This is a genomic window from Phyllobacterium sp. MT110 (genome assembly GCF_058792715.1).
In genome coordinates this window covers 2,021,727-2,038,034 of the sequence record NZ_JBXAFE010000001.1, presented here as the reverse complement: position 1 = coordinate 2,038,034, position 16,308 = coordinate 2,021,727, and the positions used below count along the sequence as shown (strand labels likewise).

Sequence of the window (16,308 nt, the reverse complement as noted above, 5' to 3'; positions counted from 1 at the left end):
CGTCACGCATTCCACTGATGAGCATAAAGCACAGAGCAATTCCGGATGAAAGACTGGGATGGCTGCGCGTTTACATTTGGTCTGTTTGCGGCGCAAAGACCCGGATTGCCTTCTCCCGGATGCGGAAATGCGCCGGTGTCCAGGTGGTAAGGTCGCCGTCGGTGTTCACGGGGCGCGGTTTGCTTGTTTTGATGGTGACTTGCGTGGTCTGGAAGGCCCGCACATCGTCCCAGCGGCCGTGGGTGCCTTTGCGCAGGCTGGGCAGGAGGCCGAGCAGCCGCCACCAGTGATCCACCTCCAGGCTGTAGAAATCCAGCCGCCCGTCGTCGGCGGTCGCGGTTTCCTCCACGGTCATGCCGCCGCCATAGTGGCGGCCATTGCCGACGGAAACCTGCATTGTCCGGATTGTTTCGACCGAGCCGTCATGCTCGACATAGGCGGTGAACAGCCGGGAGCGGGCGAGGAGGCGGGCGGCAACAATGGCATAGCCGAGCTTGCCCCAGCGCTTCTTGGCCTTTTCCGTCAATTCCGCGGCCAGTTCGGCGCTGAAGCCGATGCTGGCGACATTGAAGAACAGGTTGCCGTTGACTTCGCCCAGATCAATGGGACGCGGTTCGCTGGAAAGGATCAGTTCCGCCGCCTTGAGCGGGACGGGCGGCAGGCCGATCGTCCGGGCGAAATCATTGGCCGTGCCCAATGGCAGGACACCCAGCGGCAGGCCGGTCTCGACAAGACCGGCAGCGGCGGCGTTCAGCGTGCCATCACCGCCGCCGATGATCACCAGATCGCAGGCATCCTGCATGCGCCTGATCACGTCGGAGATGGATTCGTCCTTGTCCGGTGCCGCATCGACAAGCGTCAGTCCACCGGTTTCCAATGCCTTGCGGATGGGATCGATCGGCTTCCGGCCGCTGCGCGCATTGGGATTGACGATGAACAGGGCGCGTCGTCGCGGTTTGGCTTGGGTCAACAGGCTGGTGCTCCGGTTTGCAGTCCGCCGCAGGTGGGGTTTGATTTGTGGCGAAACAAGGCAATACCATGCCGCAGGCCGGTGGATTTTGCCGGCGGCTGGCGCTACACAGTTGGCACCACCATTGAGACATGCATGAGAGTTCGAGAATGTCCTCCCTCACTACCATCGGTTTTGACGCAGACGATACGCTCTGGGAAAACGAACAGTTCTTCCGGCTGTCGGAAAAGCATTTCGAGACGCTGCTTGCTCCCCACACGGATGTGCCTGACCTGTCGGACCGGCTTCTGGAGGTGGAGCGGCGCAATCTCGATCTCTATGGCTTCGGCATCAAGGGTTTCACCCTGTCGCTGGTCGAGACGGCGCTGGAGGTGACGGATGGCAAGATACCGTCATCGGTTCTCGGCGAAATCCTGGCGGCGGGGCGGGACATGCTGCGTCATCCCATCGAAACCCTGCCGCATGTGCAGGACACGCTGGAGCAATTGGCCGGGCGCTACCGGCTGGTCCTGATCACCAAGGGTGACCTCTTCGATCAGGAGCGCAAGCTGGCGCAATCGGGCCTTGGCGATTTTTTTGATGCGGTTGAGATCGTCAGCAGCAAGGACCGGGCCACCTATGAGCGGATTTTCAGCCGCCATGGCGATGGCCCGCAGCACAGCATGATGATCGGCAATTCGCTGAAATCGGATGTGGTTCCGGCCATTCAGGCCGGCGGCTGGGGCATCTATGTCCCGCATGCGCTCACCTGGGTGCTCGAACATGTGGATGCGCCGGTGGCGGAGCCGCGCTTCCGCCAGATCGAGCACCTGGGCGATCTCGCACCGCTGCTCGCCGATATCGGCTGATCATTCGGCGGCGTGCTGCTCCTGTGCGCCGTCATCGGGACCGTTGGGATCGCCCGCCATTGTCTCGCAGCCGAGATCGGGGAAGGCGACGACGCGGTTTCCGGCAAAATCGGTGCGGACCACCACCAGTCCCTGCTCCTCGAAATAGGTCAGGAGACGCCGGGCGCGCCGGGCGGAATGGGTGCCATAGGCGCGGGCGAGCGTTGCATCGGACGGGCAGGGATTGCCGGTGACCGCCGCCTGCGCGACAATGAAGAACACACCCTGCACATCGTCGGGCAGGCTCTTGGACAGTTCCAGCGCCTGCTGCCAGGGCTCGCTCTGTGCGGTTTCGCCATCGATACCGGCGCGGGCGACAGCCAGCTTGCGGCGGAAGGCTGGCAGCGACAGCGCGTCGCCGGGGACGCGGCGGATGCGGCAGCGGACCAGAAAATCCTGATAGAGCACCGCGTCGGTGCGGAAACCGGCATCCGGATCGCCCAGCATTTCCTGCATGACCGCATCGATCAGCGCGCTGCGTTCGGCTTCATCGATTTCCGGGAACAGCGTCAGGGCGGGTGCTTCCGCTTCGGCCATTGCCTTGGCTTGGGTCAACTGTGCCAGGATGTCGGCCGTTGGGGTGGGTGGTGGCGGCGTGGGCGCGCGCCGCACGACCGGGCGCCGCTCTTCAGGCGCCGGCGTGAAGATCAGCTCATGCGCATCGTCGGCCTGCTGCGGCAGCGGGGTCAGCTTCGGGCTGGATGAGCGGGCGGAGGTTTCGACCGGGCCGATGGTGACGGGCAGCGGGCGGCGCGACAGCGCGGGGCCAAGGGCAACGAAGTGTCCGCGCGCCAGATCGCGGAACTGTTCGGCCTGCCGACGCTCCATGCCGAGCAGGTCGGACGCGCGGGCCATGTCGATATCGAGGAAGGTGCGGCCCATCAGGAAGTTGGAGGCTTCAGCGGCAACGTTCTTGGCCAGCTTGGCCAGCCGCTGCGTGGCGATGACTCCGGCAAGTCCGCGTTTGCGCCCGCGGCACATCAGGTTGGTCATGGCCCCGAGCGACAATTTGCGCGCCTCGTCGGACACCTCGCCGGCAACCGCCGGGGCAAAGAGCTGCGCCTCGTCGACCACGACAAGCATGGGATACCAGTAGTCGCGCTCGGCATCGAACAGGCCACCGAGAAACGCCGCGGCGCAGCGCATCTGCTGTTCGACATCGAGGCCTTCGAGATCGAGCACCACGGACACCCGGTGCTGGCGGATGCGCGCGGCAATGCGGGTCAATTCATTCTCGGTGCGGGCGCCGTCGACGACCACATGGCCGTATTTGTCGGCAAGGGTGACAAAGTCGCCTTCCGGATCGATGACGCATTGCTGCACCCACTGGGCGCTCTGTTCGAGCAGCCGGCGCAGCAGATGGGATTTGCCCGAACCGGAATTGCCCTGCACCAGCAGGCGCGTGGCCAGAAGCTCTTCCAGGTCGAGCATGGCTTTTGCGCCTGCGGGCGCCGCTCCCATGTCGATGTCGACCTTCATTGCTTCTCCAGACCGGTGGTGATTCCGCGCACGGTCAAACGCGCGCGGACCTCCTTAGCATTCCTTTTCCGCTCATGCGCGAGCGATATGCCGCTTCTCCCCGGAAACCCACAGATGGTTTTCCGCATCGGTGCGGCGGAACACCGCGCCGAACTCCTGCATCCGCGCCACCACATAATCCGGCTCCATCAGCCCGTCGAGGAAATACAGCCCCGGCGCCACCTTTTCCCCGCTGGAAAGGCCAAGCAGGCGCTCGACTGCCAATGCCACATGCAGGGCGGTGAGGGGCGCCTGGCCCTGCGGATGGACGATATCGAGGCGGGCTGTTGTCTGCTCGCCGGTGTTCAATTCGCCACTGATTTCAATGACGATCTCGGTGGAAAAGGGCTCGCCCCGGCGGCGGCTGGCCGATTCGCCATACGCCATGTCGAAGCGGATGGAGTGCGCGCCGGTGGCAACGCCGAGGCTGAGGACATCGAGGGGGGAATAGGCGCTGGCTTCGATCTGCTTTCCGTCAATATCCGTGAAACGGCGCGTGGCTTCCGCGCCCGTCACCCAGCGCCATTTGCCGTTCTTGAGCGCCAGCGGATTGGGGGCGGACTGGGTCAGCCGTTCGAAATCGGCAAAGGCGGCCGGCCCGCCCATGTCCTGATCGTCCAGCACCACCGCAATGGTGATTTCGTCTATCCGGCGGAAGTCTCGGGCGGCCTGAAGCACGGGGAAGGTGGCCGACCCTGCCAGCCATGTACTGGCCATGAGAATCGCCGAACTGTTGGGTTTATGGATGTAATGCGCCATTTCCGGTCCGACTTCGAACACCCCGCTGGAAACGCTGAGATAGGGCAGTCCGTGCGCCTGCGCGAATTTCAGGCTGTTGAGCGTCTCGTCCTTGACGAACAGCACGACGGCGCTGAAGGCCCTGCCGGCGGGCTGGCCGAGATCGGCCCGGTCAAGATCGACTGAAACGGCTTCGGCATTGCCGAGAGAATCGGCGACGGATTTTGCTTTGGCCAGATCGCGTCCGCCAATGGCAATCGGCAGATCCGGGTGGAGCTTGCGCAGGGTTTGTGCCGCTTGCGAACCGACGATGCCGGATCCGCCAATGATGAGGACAGGGGCTGCAATGGTCGTGGACATGGGAATTCCCTTCATGTTACTATAAGTAAGTTACCTTTAGTAATATGTGGGCGTGCGATTGCAAGTCAAGGGGCAGGATTGCTATTCTGGTGAAAAAGGAAATTTGCATGAGCAAGACCGCAGCCGCCAAGAAAATGCCGAAAGCCCAGCGGCGGGAGCAGCTCATGGAAACGGCGCTGGAGATCGTTCGCACACAGGGAACGGATGCGCTGACCCTCGGCTATCTGGCGGAGCGCGCGGGGGTGAGCAAGCCGATTGCCTATGAGCATTTCGGCACACGCTCCGGCCTGCTGATCGCGCTGTACCAGCAATTGGACCAGCAGCAGGTCGATGATTTGCTGGCGGCGCTGGAACAGGCACCGAAGCAGCTGGCGAGCGTCGCCCGGCTGATGAGCGAGGCCTATATGGCCTGCTACCGCTCCATAGGCCCGGAATGGCACGCCATCTCCGCCGCGCTCAAGGGCGATGAGGAGATGGAAACATTTCAGAAAGCGCTGATCGACGGCTATGTCGATCTCTATCGCACCGCGCTGGCACCCTATTCGGCGCTTTCTGCGGGTGATCTGCGCCTGCGCTGCGTGGGCATCATCGGCGCTGCCGAGGCCATTTCACGGGAAATGACCTGCGGCTGCGTCGACGAGGCCACCGCATCCGCCACCCTGGGATCGCTGATCCTGCAATGGGTGGCCAACTGATGCCGGATTTGCATCGCGGTGTTGCGTGGTTCGCCCTTCGACAAGCTCAGGAAGCTCACCATGAGGGAGGTGGTTTGGTGCAAGGCAAATCACAAACGCTGCAGACTATAACTCCCTGCAATCCTCAACATCCCTCATGGTTAGCTTGTCGAACCACGCACTACAGTTTTTGCTTTAGATGCTTACCGTCCGCCCAAGAAACTCCCGCATCAGCACGGCGACTTCTTCGGCATGGTCTTCCAGAAGAAAATGCCCGCCGTCGAAAATATGCAGCTCAGCATTGGGCAGTTGTCCGGCATAGGCCCTGGCCCCGGCAAGCGCGAAGAACGGATCATGCTTGCCCCAGGTAATCAGCATGGGCGGCTGGTGCTCGCGGAAATAGGCGTGGAAATGCGGGTACTGCTTGAGGTTTGACTGGTAATCATGGAGCAGGTCAAGCTGGGCCTCGGCAATGCCGGGACGGTCAAGGCCGTTCTGCGCGTGGGTCCAGGCATCGGGGCTGATGCGGGCCGGATCTTTCGCGCCGAACAGGTATTGGCCCCTTGTGTCCTCGATCGAGAGGTGACGGCGCATGGCGGCCTCCGTCTCCGCATTGCGGTCGGCCCACAGGCGGCGCGCGGCGGCAAAGCCGTCCGACAGGCCCTCTTCATGCGCCACGGCGTTCTGCACGACAATTGCCGTCACCCGTTCGGGATGGCGGGAGGCGAGGCGGAAACCGACGGGACCGCCGAAATCCTGCGCGTAAAGAGCGTAGCGCTTGAGGCCAAGCTTGCGGGTGAATGCGTCGATGATGTCGGCGAGATGATCGAACGTATAGCGGAACGCCGTGTGGGACGGGGCGTCGCTGTAGCCCGAGCCGGGATAATCCGGCGCGACAACGTGGTAGCGGTCGGCCAGCAGCGGGATGAGGTCGCGGAACATGTGCGACGAGGTGGGAAAGCCGTGCAGCAGGAGCAGCGTCGGCGCGTCCTTCGGCCCTGCTTCGCGATAGAAAATCTTGAGACCGTCGATCTCCTCGGTCCGGTAGCTGATCACCGGGCGTGCGTGTTCGTTCGATTGTGACATCGTTCCTGCTCCTGTTGGATGGGTGGTTGCACCGTCTAAATTACATTTTGATGGTTACTCAAATGGAGTAACTTGTCAAATTGAATTTTGATGGTTACTTCTAGGAGTGAAAGGACATGCGATGCCGTTCATTTTTCTGGGCAATGCCCTCTGGCTGGATTTCGTCAACACGCAGATCATCGATGGCGCGCTCATCGATCTCATCGGCAATGACGGTGCGTTTCTGCGGTGGGCGAAGACGGCCGATCTTCAGGCTGACGAGGATGATGCGGCCACGTTCGACGCGGCCCTGACCGAGGCGCAGGCGTTCCGTGCGCACTTGCGCGGGGCGGCGGACAGTCTCGCGGCCGGGACGGCGCTCAATCCTGCCTTTGTCGCCGATATCAACCGGCGCATGGCTGAGCATCCGGTTGCGACGGTTCTGGAGAATTCAGGCAGCGGGTGGGCGACCAGCGCAAAGCCTGTCACCAGCGGGCCGCAAAGCGTATTGGCTGCAATCGCCACTGACTTTGCCCGGTTTGTTTCCACCGAAGCGACGAATGTCCGCCACTGCGGCAATGAGCGCTGCTGCATCGTGTTCTACGACACCAGCAAGAATCACACGCGCCGCTGGTGCAGCATGGAAACGTGCGGCAACCGGGCCAAAGCTGCCGGTCGCCGCGCGCGTGTTGCGCATTAGTCCTGTTGTTCCAGCCGCAGAAGCTTTGCGGCTTCGACCATGTTGACGAGGGCTGGCTTCACCTCTTCCCATTTGCGGGTTTTCAGGCCGCAATCGGGATTGACCCAAATCTGGTCGGGATCAAGATTCTTCCGGGCCTTGCGCAGCAGGCCAGCCATTTCATCCACCGGCGGGATGCGCGGGGAATGGATATCATAGACACCCGGCCCGATCTCGTTGGGATAATGGTAGGTCACGAACGCATCGAGCAGTTCCATTTTCGACCGCGATGTCTCGATGGAGATCACATCCGCATCCATGGCCGCAATGGAGTCGATGATGTCGTTGAACTCCGAATAGCACATATGCGTGTGGATCTGCGTTTCGTCCTGAACGCCTGAAGCGGACAGGCGGAAACATTCGGTGGCCCAGTCGAGATAGGCGGCCCAATCGGCCCGGCGGATGGGCAGGCCTTCGCGAATGGCCGGTTCGTCGATCTGGATGATGCGGATTCCGGCTTTTTCCAGATCGCTCACTTCATCCCGCAATGCCAGTCCGATCTGGCGGCAGACCTGATCGCGCGGAAGATCGTCGCGCACGAACGACCATTGCATCATGGTCACCGGCCCCGTCAGCATTCCCTTCATGGGCTTGTTCGTTAGCGACTGGGCGTAGGCTGCCCATTCGACCGTCATCGCCTGCGGGCGGCTGACATCGCCGAAAATGACCGGCGGGCGGACGCAGCGCGAGCCGTAGCTCTGCACCCAGCCATGCCGGGTGAAAGCAAAGCCCGACAGTTGCTCGCCGAAATACTGCACCATGTCATTGCGCTCGAATTCCCCGTGCACCAGCACATCGATGCCGATTTCCTCCTGCCAGCGGATGGAGTTTTCCGTTTCCTTGCGCAGCAGGGCGGCATAGGCATTGGCGGTCAGCGCCCCCTTGCCATGTTCCGCCCGCGCCTTGCGCACCCCTTCCGTCTGCGGAAAGGAACCGATGGTGGTGGTCGGAAAATCCGGCAGCCCCAGCGATTTCTGCCTTTCCCGGCGGGCAGGATAGGGGCTTTGACGCCGCGACAGTTCCTCCGTCACTGTCTGCAGGCGCCGCTTGACCGCCGCATCATGAATTTTGCTCGACGTCCTGCGGGTTTGCACTGCCGTCGCGGCCGCTGCCAGTTCATCCCGGACGCTGTCCCGCCCGGTGTTGATCGCCCTGCCAAGGATCGACAATTCCTCAAGCTTCTGCGTGGCAAAGGCCAGCCAGCTCTTGAAGTCAGGGTCGATGTCCGTTTCAAGCTCGAGATCGACAGGCGTGTGCAGCAGCGAGCAGGACGGGGCGAGAATGAGGTGATCTGTTCCCCGCTGGCTGATCACCGGTTCGATACGCCGCAGGACGGCCTCGAGATCGGCCCGCCAGACGTTGCGGCCGTCGATGACGCCGAGCGACAGGACAAGTCCGGCAGGCGCTTGGGTTACGATCGTCTGGAGCTGCTGCGGTGCACGGCAGAGGTCGAGATGCAGGCCGGCAACGGGCAGCCCGAGCGCCAGGTCGAGATTGTCGCCAAGCGCACCGAAATAGGGCGTCAGCAACAGTTTCAGGCGGGGAAGGGCGCGCGCGAAGAATTCATATGCCACGCGGAATGCCGTCTGCGTGCTTTCATCGAGATCGAGCACCAGTGCGGGCTCGTCGATCTGCACCCATTCGGCGCCGTTGGCGGAAAGGCGGCGCAGAATTTCCGTATAGACCGGCAGGAGACCCGGAAGGAGTGATAGCGGGTCGAGCTGTGCGTCCTTGCTCTTGGCCAGTTTGAGGAATGTAACCGGCCCGAGAATCACCGGGCGCGTGTCAAAGCCCTGCTCCTTCGCTTCGCGGTATTCGTCGACCGGCTTGTTGGATCCGAGGGTGAATTCCTGCCCCTTTGTCAGTTCGGGCACCATGAAATGATAGTTGGTATCGAACCACTTCGTCATTTCCTGTGCGGCCACCCCGTGATGGGTGCAGGCGCCGTGATCATGGCCGCCCTGGCTGCCGCGCGCCATGGCGAAATAGGTTTCGGGCGAAACCGGTCCGCCTTTCCATTCGTAGCTCTGCGGCACCGCGCCCAGCATGACGCTGGTATCCAGCACGTGGTCATAGAGCGAGAAATCATTGCTGGGTATGTGGCCGAAGCCGAGCTTCTGCTGCAAGGCCCAGTTCTCCTCACGCAACCCGGCGGCGATATCCTGCAGGGTGACGATATGGGACTGGCCAGACCAGAATTTTTCCAGCGCGAATTTCAGTTCGCGCCGTTTGCCGATCCGCGGAAAACCCAGATTGCTTGTGGTGATAGACATAGTTCTTTACCCCGATGGTTGAGGGCAAAGGTCAGGCGCACGCATGCAGGAAATACGGGCGCCCAAGACGTCCGCTTGCAAGCGACACACCGGACACCCCGCCCGTGGACGTTATCTATCGAGGCAGGTCTCCTGGCTTGCGGGTCGGTGCTCTCGTCAGGCCTTCCCGATCCGTCCTGGGATCAGTGACACGAAATTGACGAGAACTCGCCGCTTACAGTTGCGGGGGCAGCTCCGGATTGGACCGCTGGCAGCGATCGCACCGTATTCCCTCTTAGCTCTGCGCCCGAAGGCGCAGAGAACCACGATGCGGGGTATGGTAGGCGCGTGCCCGTAGACTGTCAATAACACATAAAGACATATTTATATGGTTACATCCTCAGTTCAGTGGGCGATGGCGGGTTCGCCGACGCGGTCGTCCTTGCTGCTCTTGCGGATGGTCAGCGCCAGCAGCGCGGCGATCAGGCACAGGATACCGGCGGTGAAGAAGGCCGGGAGGTAGCTCGCATATTCCGTACGGGCAAAACCGCCACCATAGGCCGCCGACGCTGCGCCAAGCTGGTGACCGGCAAAGACCCAGCCGAACACCATGCCCGCCTTCTCCCGGCCAAACCGGTCCGTTGCCAGCTTGACCGTCGGCGGCACGGTGGCGATCCAGTCGAGGCCGTAGAACATGGCGAACAGCGACAGGCCGTAGATCGAAAAATTGCTGTAGGGCAGGAACAGCAGCGAGGCGCCGCGCAGGCCGTAATACCAGAACAGCAGCCAGCGATTGTCGACCCGGTCGGACAACCAGCCGGAGCCGATCGTGCCGAAGAAATCGAAGAAACCCATCATGGCCAGCACGCTGGCGGCGGTGACGGCCGCAAGCCCGTAATCGCCGCAGAGCGCGACGAAGTGGGTCTGGATGAGGCCGTTGGTGCTGGCGCCGCAGATGTAGAATGTGGCGAACAGCACCCAGAACGTGCTGGTGCGCGATATTTCCTTGAGGGTGGCCAGCGGCAGGATGATGAGCGACAGCAGGCCGCCGGTAATCGGTGCGGTCTTGGCCACGTCCTTCTCGCCATAGGCGGGCAGGCCGACATCGGACGGGCGGTCCCGCATCAGCAGGAAGACGGCGGCCGCTGCGACGGCGAGCAGGGCGCAGACCATCATGGTCGCCGCGCGCCAGCCGTAGTTTTCACTGATGGAGGCCATGAGCGGCATGAAAGCCAGCTGTCCGGTGGCCGAGCTTGCCGTGAGCATGCCCAGCACCAGCCCGCGCCGGTCGGTGAACCAGCGGGTGGCAATGGTCGCACCGAGCACCATGGCGGTCAGGCCGGTGCCGAAACCGATCACCACGCCCCAAAGCAGGATGAGCTGCCAGATCTGCGTCATGCCGAGGGACAGGAAGGAGCCGCCGGCGATCAGCGCAAGCGCCACGCACACGACCTTCCGCACGCCGAAATAGTTCATGAACGCCGCGGCGAACGGGCCCATCAGCCCGAACAGCAGCAGCCGGATGGAAAAGGCGGTGGCGATCTGTTCCGTCGTCCAGCCGAATTCCTTTTCCAGCGGCACGATGAGCACGCCGGGGGCGCCGACGGCCGCCGCCGTCACAAGCATGGTAAGGAAGGTGACGGATACGACGACCCAGCCATAGTGGACATTGCGCCGGGCAAGCGCGGCAGCGAGAGGCGATGAAATCATGTTCGTGTTCCCTGGAGGGTAATCGGCTTTTAGATGATGGTCATCATATTGACTATTGATGACGGTCATCATATAAATTGTCAATGCAGTTTTTTTGAAGGAATGTTTCATGCGCGTCAGCAGGGACCAGGCAGCACAGAACCGCGCCCGCATCATCGAGATCGCCGGACAGCAGTTCCGCGAAAAGGGTTTTGACGGCATCGGCGTCGCCGATGTGATGAAAAGCGCGGGGCTCACCCATGGCGGTTTCTATGGTCATTTCAATTCGAAGGATGACCTGATCGCCGAGGCCTGCGCGGCGGCCATGGCTTTATCGGTCCGGCGGTGGACCAGCCTGTCCGAGGCCTCGCCCGACGATGCGCTCGGCGCGATCACCCAATCCTATCTGGCGGGTGATGCCCATGGTGAGGGACAGATGAGCGGCTGCATGATGGCCGCATTGGCGCCGGATATCGCCCGTCGTGGCGGTCCCGTCCGTTCGCGTTTCACCGAGGGTACCAAGGCGCTTCTCGATATCCTCGTCAACGCGGTGACTGGCCGCAGCAAAGCCCGGCAGCGCGAAAAGGCCATCGCCATCATGGCGGGGCTGGTGGGCACCGTGGTGCTGGCGCGTGCCGTGGACGATCCCGACTTTGCCCGGGAGATCAAGCGGGTCGGTGCGGAGGTGTTCGGGAGGGATGCGGAGTAGGGAGTGGATTTACACCCCCCTCTGCCCTGCCGGGCATCTCCCCCACAAGGGGGGAGATCAGCTCTCAGAACCGTTCAGCCAATCTTCGGCAGTGAAAATAACGCGAAACCATCGATGCCGATGTGATCTCCCCCCTTGTGGGGGAGATGGGCGGCAGCCCAGAGGGGGGTGAGTGTTCCGATCTACCGCCCCGGGCGTCCCGTCTTGCCCGGCCGGCGCTTCTTACGCGCATCGTTTGCGTCCTCATAGGAGCCGATGCCGCTGCGCTCGCGGCGAATGATGGTATCGTCATTCCGGTTGGTAGCCCCGGGAAGCGCCGGTTTTTCCGGCACGGCGCCGCGCACGGGCTTTTCGGTCCGGCCGACTGTCATCTCGTCCAGCGTATTCTTGCGGAACAGCGGCGAGTTCGGATCGCTGTTCTCGTCGGTGACCACGCGGTGCATGGCGCGCCCGGCATTGTGCCGGCCCTTGGTGCGGCCGCTGACCGGGCTTTCCAGTTCCACTTCGCGCGCCATCGGGTCGTCCGATATGGCCAGCTCCGTCTCGCGCAGCCGCTTGATTTCGTCGCGCAGCCGTGCCGCCACTTCGAAGTCGAGATCGTCGGCGGCTTCGCGCATCTGCTTTTCCAGATGTTCGAGGTGCGATTTGAGGTTGTTGCCCATCATCGCGCCGGACTCGGCAAAGCCGGAAATATCGGCCCGGACGTGATCGCGCTCGTACACGCTGTTGAGGATATCGCCGATGTTCTTCTTGATGCTGGCGGGCGTGATCCCGTTGGCCGTGTTGTAGGCCTCCTGCTTTTCGCGGCGGCGGCTGGTTTCCGCCATGGCCCGTTCCATCGAACCGGTCACGTGATCGGCATAAAGAACAACCTTGCCATCGACGTTGCGGGCGGCGCGGCCGATGGTCTGGATCAGCGATGTTTCCGAGCGCAGGAATCCTTCCTTGTCCGCATCGAGAATGGCGACGAACCCGCATTCGGGAATGTCCAGGCCCTCGCGCAGCAGGTTGATGCCGACGAGCACGTCGAAGGCGCCGAGCCGCAGATCACGCAGGATTTCGATGCGCTCGAGCGTATCGATGTCCGAGTGCATGTAGCGCACGCGGATGCCCTGCTCGTGCAGATATTCCGTCAGGTCTTCGGCCATGCGCTTGGTCAGGACGGTGACCAGCGTGCGGTAGCCCTTTGCCGATGTCTCGCGGATTTCGCCGAGAACGTCGTCGACCTGCGATTTGGCCGGACGCACCTCGACCGGCGGATCGATCAGGCCGGTCGGCCGGATGACCTGCTCGGCAAACACGCCGCCGGCTTCTTCCATTTCCCAATTGCTCGGGGTCGCCGAAACCGCAACGGTCTGCGGGCGCATGGCGTCCCATTCCTCGAAACGCAGCGGACGGTTGTCCATGCACGAGGGCAGGCGGAAGCCGTACTCGGCCAGCGTTGCCTTGCGCCTGAAGTCGCCCTTGTACATCGCGCCGATCTGCGGAACAGTCACATGGCTTTCGTCGATGAAAACAAGCGCATTGTCGGGGATATATTCGAACAGCGTGGGTGGCGGCTCGCCCGGCTTGCGGCCGGTGAGGTAACGCGAATAGTTCTCGATGCCGGCGCAGGAACCGGTGGCCTCGAGCATTTCCAGGTCGAAGGTGCAGCGCTGCTCCAACCGCTGCGCTTCGAGCAGGCGTCCGGCCTGGTTGAGTTCCACCAGCCGGTGCTTCAGCTCTTCCTTGATCGACTTGATCGCCTGGTTCAGCGTCGGGCGCGGCGTCACATAGTGCGAGTTCGCGTAAATCTTCACCTGGCTGAGGTCGCCGGTTTTCTGGCCCGTCAGCGGGTCGAATTCCGTGATCGTCTCGATCTCGTCGCCGAACATGGAAATGCGCCAGGCCCGGTCCTCAAGGTGGGCCGGGAACAGTTCGATCGTGTCGCCGCGCACCCGGAACGAGCCGCGGGTGAAATCCATCTCGCGCCGCTTGTACTGCTGCGCCACCAGATCGGCGAGCAGCGCCCGCTGGTCGAGCCGGTCGCCGATCTTCATCTCGAAGGTCATGGCCGTATAGGTCTCGACCGATCCGATACCGTAGATGCAGGAGACGGAGGCGACGATGATCACGTCATCGCGTTCCAGGAGCGAACGGGTGGCCGAGTGGCGCATCCGGTCGATCTGCTCGTTGATCGACGATTCCTTCTCGATGAACGTATCCGAGCGCGGCACATAGGCTTCCGGCTGGTAGTAATCGTAATAGGAAACGAAATACTCGACCGCATTGTTGGGGAAGAAGGATTTGAACTCCCCATAAAGCTGCGCGGCCAGCGTCTTGTTCGGCGCGAGGATCAGGGCCGGGCGCTGGGTCTCCTCGATGACCTTGGCCATGGTGAAGGTCTTGCCCGAACCGGTGACGCCCAAAAGCACCTGCGTCTTGTCATCGTCGGCAATGCCGGAGACGAGATCGCGGATGGCCGTCGGCTGGTCGCCCGAGGGCTGGAAATCGGTTTCCATGCGGATGGCAATGCCGCCTTCGGATTTCGAAGGGCGGGCAGGGCGGTGCGGCTGCCAGGCCGTGCCGTTCTTGAACAGCGGATTGCCGCTTTCGATCAGGGCGGAGAGCGCGGCAACGGTGGCGGTGGCGCCGCCTGCGGGCAGGTTCGCCGTGTCCTCCAGCGCGATATCCAGGCCGGCGACCGGGTTCAGTCCGGCCGCGGCGCGCGTCTTCGGATCGCTCGATCCGCCGATGGAGGTGCCGCGCGAGGTCCTGGAACTGCTGGTTGGCTTGGCGGCTGCCTTCTTCGGCTTCGTCACCTTGGGCTGCGGCTTGGCCGTTTCCTCGGAAATCTGCTTGGCCCAATCGCTGATCGAGCCGGAGAGCGGTGTGCCTTCCAGTTCCGATTGCGGCGCTTCGCCGAAACCATCCGCGTTATATTTGTCAGGAGATTTAACCATGGGTTGAATATGGTGGGAGTCCGGCAAAATGGAAAGAGCCAAGTCCGCAAAAGTCGCCGGAAGCGGCAGGCTCCTGACATAAGGTTGTCAGGAGGATTGTCAGGGTCCGTCCTGTTCCGGGTATCAGCCGTAGCGCAGCTTGAGGCCGAGAATGGTCAGGATCAGCAGCAGCGTCGTGGCGTTTGCCGCGATGACCGGCCAGGAACTGATCATGATACCGTAGAACAGCCAGAGCAGCACGCCAAGTGCCAGCGAAGCATTGCTGATGAGCGAAATGCTGCCGGTTTCCCGGTGCCGAACGATCTTGATGATCTGCGGAACCCAGCACAGGGTGGTGATCAAGGCAGCAAGACTGCCAACGAGCTCGATATGGAGAGGCACGGACCGATCTTTCAGAAAAAGAGAGAATTGATATATGAGCGAATTCTTCAAAAAAATACAGCGGAATCATGACTTAACCAACAATCCGCGATAAAAATTTATGTCGCGGATTGTTGGTTTCGTGTCTCCCGCCGGCGGCCTACTGAACGGCGCCGAGAAGCCGGGCCGGAAGATAGATCACAAGCGACGCTGCGCCTGTTATGACGGAGGTGCCATCGGCGAGAACGGACTGCCCGGCGGGTGTCTCATCACCGGACAGCACTTTCTGCGACAATTGCCCGCTGCGCACCATGTTCATCAGCGTCGGCGAGCTTGCAAATACCCCATGCGACCCGCCGTCGAGGTCGGACGCATCGAGGACGACGATGCCGAGTTTCTGCAGCACGGCAATGCTGGAGCCGTCGCCGACGCGCGGGTGGCCGCCGGTAATCCGTCCTGACACGCTCAGGGCACTGTCGGCGCGGGAAACCAGCACGGTAAAGGGTTTTGGCAGTTCGCCGATATCCCGGACCTGTCCCTGGAACACGTCGATATCGATGTCCGGCGCCGCCAGCATGACGCCCGACAGGCGGCGGAACACGTCGCGATGGCCGGTCTGCGCCAGTTGGCTCAGGGCTTCCATGACCACGAACGAGCCCATGGAATGGCCGACCAGCAGGATTTTCGTCGCCTTGGTCGCCGCGGCCAGTTGCAGAAGTTCGGCAAGACCGTCGCGGCCATAGGTGGCGCTGTCGCGGTCATAGACGTAAAGGCCGAGCGAACCCGCCGAGGGCCAGGAATAGTGGACGGAAACGGCGGGAAGGCCGTAATCATAGGCAAACTGCGCCTGCCGGAAGACGCTGTCGGCAAAATTGTTGTTGTAGCCGTGGACGAAAACAAACAGCTCGCGCTGGTTGGCGGGACGTTTGGCCAGTTCCGCGTTGATCTTCTCGACGAAGACCTGCTTGCTGCCATAGGGCTGGAACGCCGTTGCGGCAAAATCCCGGGCCGGGTTGGGCTTGGTACTGCTCTTTTCCACTTCGCCGCGCTTGTGGTTCGGCGGGATGCCGACATCGACGCGGGCGAAATTGAGGGTTGGGGAGCGCTTGGCCGAATAGGGCAGGGAGAGATTGTCCGACCGCTCACGGCTGGTCGCGACGAAGATCGGAATGACGGCCTTGGGTCCGGTCTTGTCATTCAGCACCGGCGCGGGCACCGCCGCATTGGCCTTGACGACGTGTTGGGACGTGAGACCCAGCACAGCACGGCCACCGCACCCTGTCAGCACAAGCATCACGAGCAGAAAGGCCGACAAGCGGGATACGGTCATGAACACACTCCGGACAGCACTCCGGAAGTTAGAACCAGTATTTCGGCCGCACTGCAACTTAAAAGCACCGCGCGG

General features: G+C 62.2%; 13 protein-coding genes and 1 riboswitch. Of the genes, 4 read left to right on the top strand and 9 right to left on the bottom strand.

The features are described from left to right. Positions 1 to 70: 70 nt before the first annotated feature. Positions 71 to 970: a lipid kinase gene (locus tag AC1Q5O_RS10290; RefSeq protein WP_492562756.1), complete on the bottom strand. Its 900-nt coding sequence runs from the start codon at positions 968 to 970 to the stop codon at positions 71 to 73. Positions 971 to 1,119: 149 nt separating this feature from the next. On the opposite strand from AC1Q5O_RS10290, the gene AC1Q5O_RS10285 reads away from it, so the two are divergent. Next, positions 1,120 to 1,818: an HAD family hydrolase gene (locus AC1Q5O_RS10285; protein WP_492562754.1), complete on the top strand. Its 699-nt coding sequence runs from the start codon at positions 1,120 to 1,122 to the stop codon at positions 1,816 to 1,818. Here AC1Q5O_RS10285 and AC1Q5O_RS10280 read toward each other — a convergent pair whose 3' ends face one another. Both AC1Q5O_RS10280 and AC1Q5O_RS10275 read right to left on the bottom strand, forming a co-directional pair. Next, positions 1,819 to 3,336 carry a helicase HerA domain-containing protein gene (locus tag AC1Q5O_RS10280; RefSeq protein ID WP_472460663.1) on the bottom strand — a complete coding sequence of 506 codons (1,518 nt, stop codon included), beginning with the start codon at positions 3,334 to 3,336 and terminating at the stop codon, positions 1,819 to 1,821. It lies immediately after the preceding gene. 72 nt (positions 3,337 to 3,408) lie between these two features. Further along, entirely contained in the window at positions 3,409 to 4,473 is a 1,065-nt protein-coding gene (locus AC1Q5O_RS10275; RefSeq protein ID WP_492562751.1) for a Rossmann-fold NAD(P)-binding domain-containing protein, read from the bottom strand. Positions 4,474 to 4,580: 107 nt separating this feature from the next. Here AC1Q5O_RS10275 and AC1Q5O_RS10270 point away from each other — a divergent pair, with 107 nt between their 5' ends. Further along, positions 4,581 to 5,168 (top strand): TetR/AcrR family transcriptional regulator, encoded by a 588-nt coding sequence (locus tag AC1Q5O_RS10270; RefSeq protein ID WP_492562750.1) that lies wholly within the window; start codon positions 4,581 to 4,583, stop codon positions 5,166 to 5,168. 174 nt (positions 5,169 to 5,342) lie between these two features. Here AC1Q5O_RS10270 and AC1Q5O_RS10265 read toward each other — a convergent pair whose 3' ends face one another. Continuing rightward, on the bottom strand, positions 5,343 to 6,233 hold the full coding sequence (locus tag AC1Q5O_RS10265) for an alpha/beta fold hydrolase (RefSeq protein WP_492562749.1): 891 nt from the start codon (positions 6,231 to 6,233) through the stop codon (positions 5,343 to 5,345). 121 nt (positions 6,234 to 6,354) lie between these two features. Between AC1Q5O_RS10265 and AC1Q5O_RS10260 the strand changes: the two genes are divergently transcribed. Beyond that, positions 6,355 to 6,912 (top strand): CGNR zinc finger domain-containing protein, encoded by a 558-nt coding sequence (locus tag AC1Q5O_RS10260; RefSeq protein ID WP_492562747.1) that lies wholly within the window; start codon positions 6,355 to 6,357, stop codon positions 6,910 to 6,912. Here AC1Q5O_RS10260 and metE read toward each other — a convergent pair. Both metE and AC1Q5O_RS10250 read right to left on the bottom strand, forming a co-directional pair. Further along, on the bottom strand, positions 6,909 to 9,224 hold the full coding sequence (gene metE, locus AC1Q5O_RS10255) for a 5-methyltetrahydropteroyltriglutamate--homocysteine S-methyltransferase (protein ID WP_492562745.1): 2,316 nt from the start codon (positions 9,222 to 9,224) through the stop codon (positions 6,909 to 6,911). The genes AC1Q5O_RS10260 and metE overlap by 4 nt on opposite strands. A 105-nt stretch (positions 9,225 to 9,329) precedes the next feature. Continuing rightward, a riboswitch (cobalamin riboswitch) is annotated at positions 9,330 to 9,546 on the bottom strand. Between the two features lie 62 nt (positions 9,547 to 9,608). Continuing rightward, complete coding sequence (locus AC1Q5O_RS10250) at positions 9,609 to 10,913, bottom strand: MFS transporter (protein ID WP_492562743.1); 1,305 nt, start codon at positions 10,911 to 10,913, stop codon at positions 9,609 to 9,611. A 109-nt stretch (positions 10,914 to 11,022) separates the two neighbouring features. On the opposite strand from AC1Q5O_RS10250, the gene AC1Q5O_RS10245 reads away from it, so the two are divergent. Beyond that, positions 11,023 to 11,601, top strand: coding sequence for a TetR/AcrR family transcriptional regulator (locus AC1Q5O_RS10245; protein ID WP_472460670.1), 579 nt, complete (start codon positions 11,023 to 11,025; stop codon positions 11,599 to 11,601). Positions 11,602 to 11,783: 182 nt separating this feature from the next. Here AC1Q5O_RS10245 and uvrB read toward each other — a convergent pair whose 3' ends face one another. The 3 genes from uvrB to AC1Q5O_RS10230 all read right to left on the bottom strand — a co-directional run bounded on the left by uvrB (position 11,784) and on the right by AC1Q5O_RS10230 (position 16,233). Next, positions 11,784 to 14,543: an excinuclease ABC subunit UvrB gene (gene uvrB / locus AC1Q5O_RS10240; protein ID WP_492562742.1), complete on the bottom strand. Its 2,760-nt coding sequence runs from the start codon at positions 14,541 to 14,543 to the stop codon at positions 11,784 to 11,786. A gap of 123 nt (positions 14,544 to 14,666) precedes the next feature. Further along, positions 14,667 to 14,924: a SemiSWEET family sugar transporter gene (locus AC1Q5O_RS10235; protein WP_223612606.1), complete on the bottom strand. Its 258-nt coding sequence runs from the start codon at positions 14,922 to 14,924 to the stop codon at positions 14,667 to 14,669. A gap of 139 nt (positions 14,925 to 15,063) precedes the next feature. After that, a complete protein-coding gene (locus tag AC1Q5O_RS10230; RefSeq protein WP_464661323.1) occupies positions 15,064 to 16,233 on the bottom strand; it encodes an alpha/beta hydrolase in 1,170 nt (389 codons plus the stop codon). Positions 16,234 to 16,308: the final 75 nt, after the last annotated feature.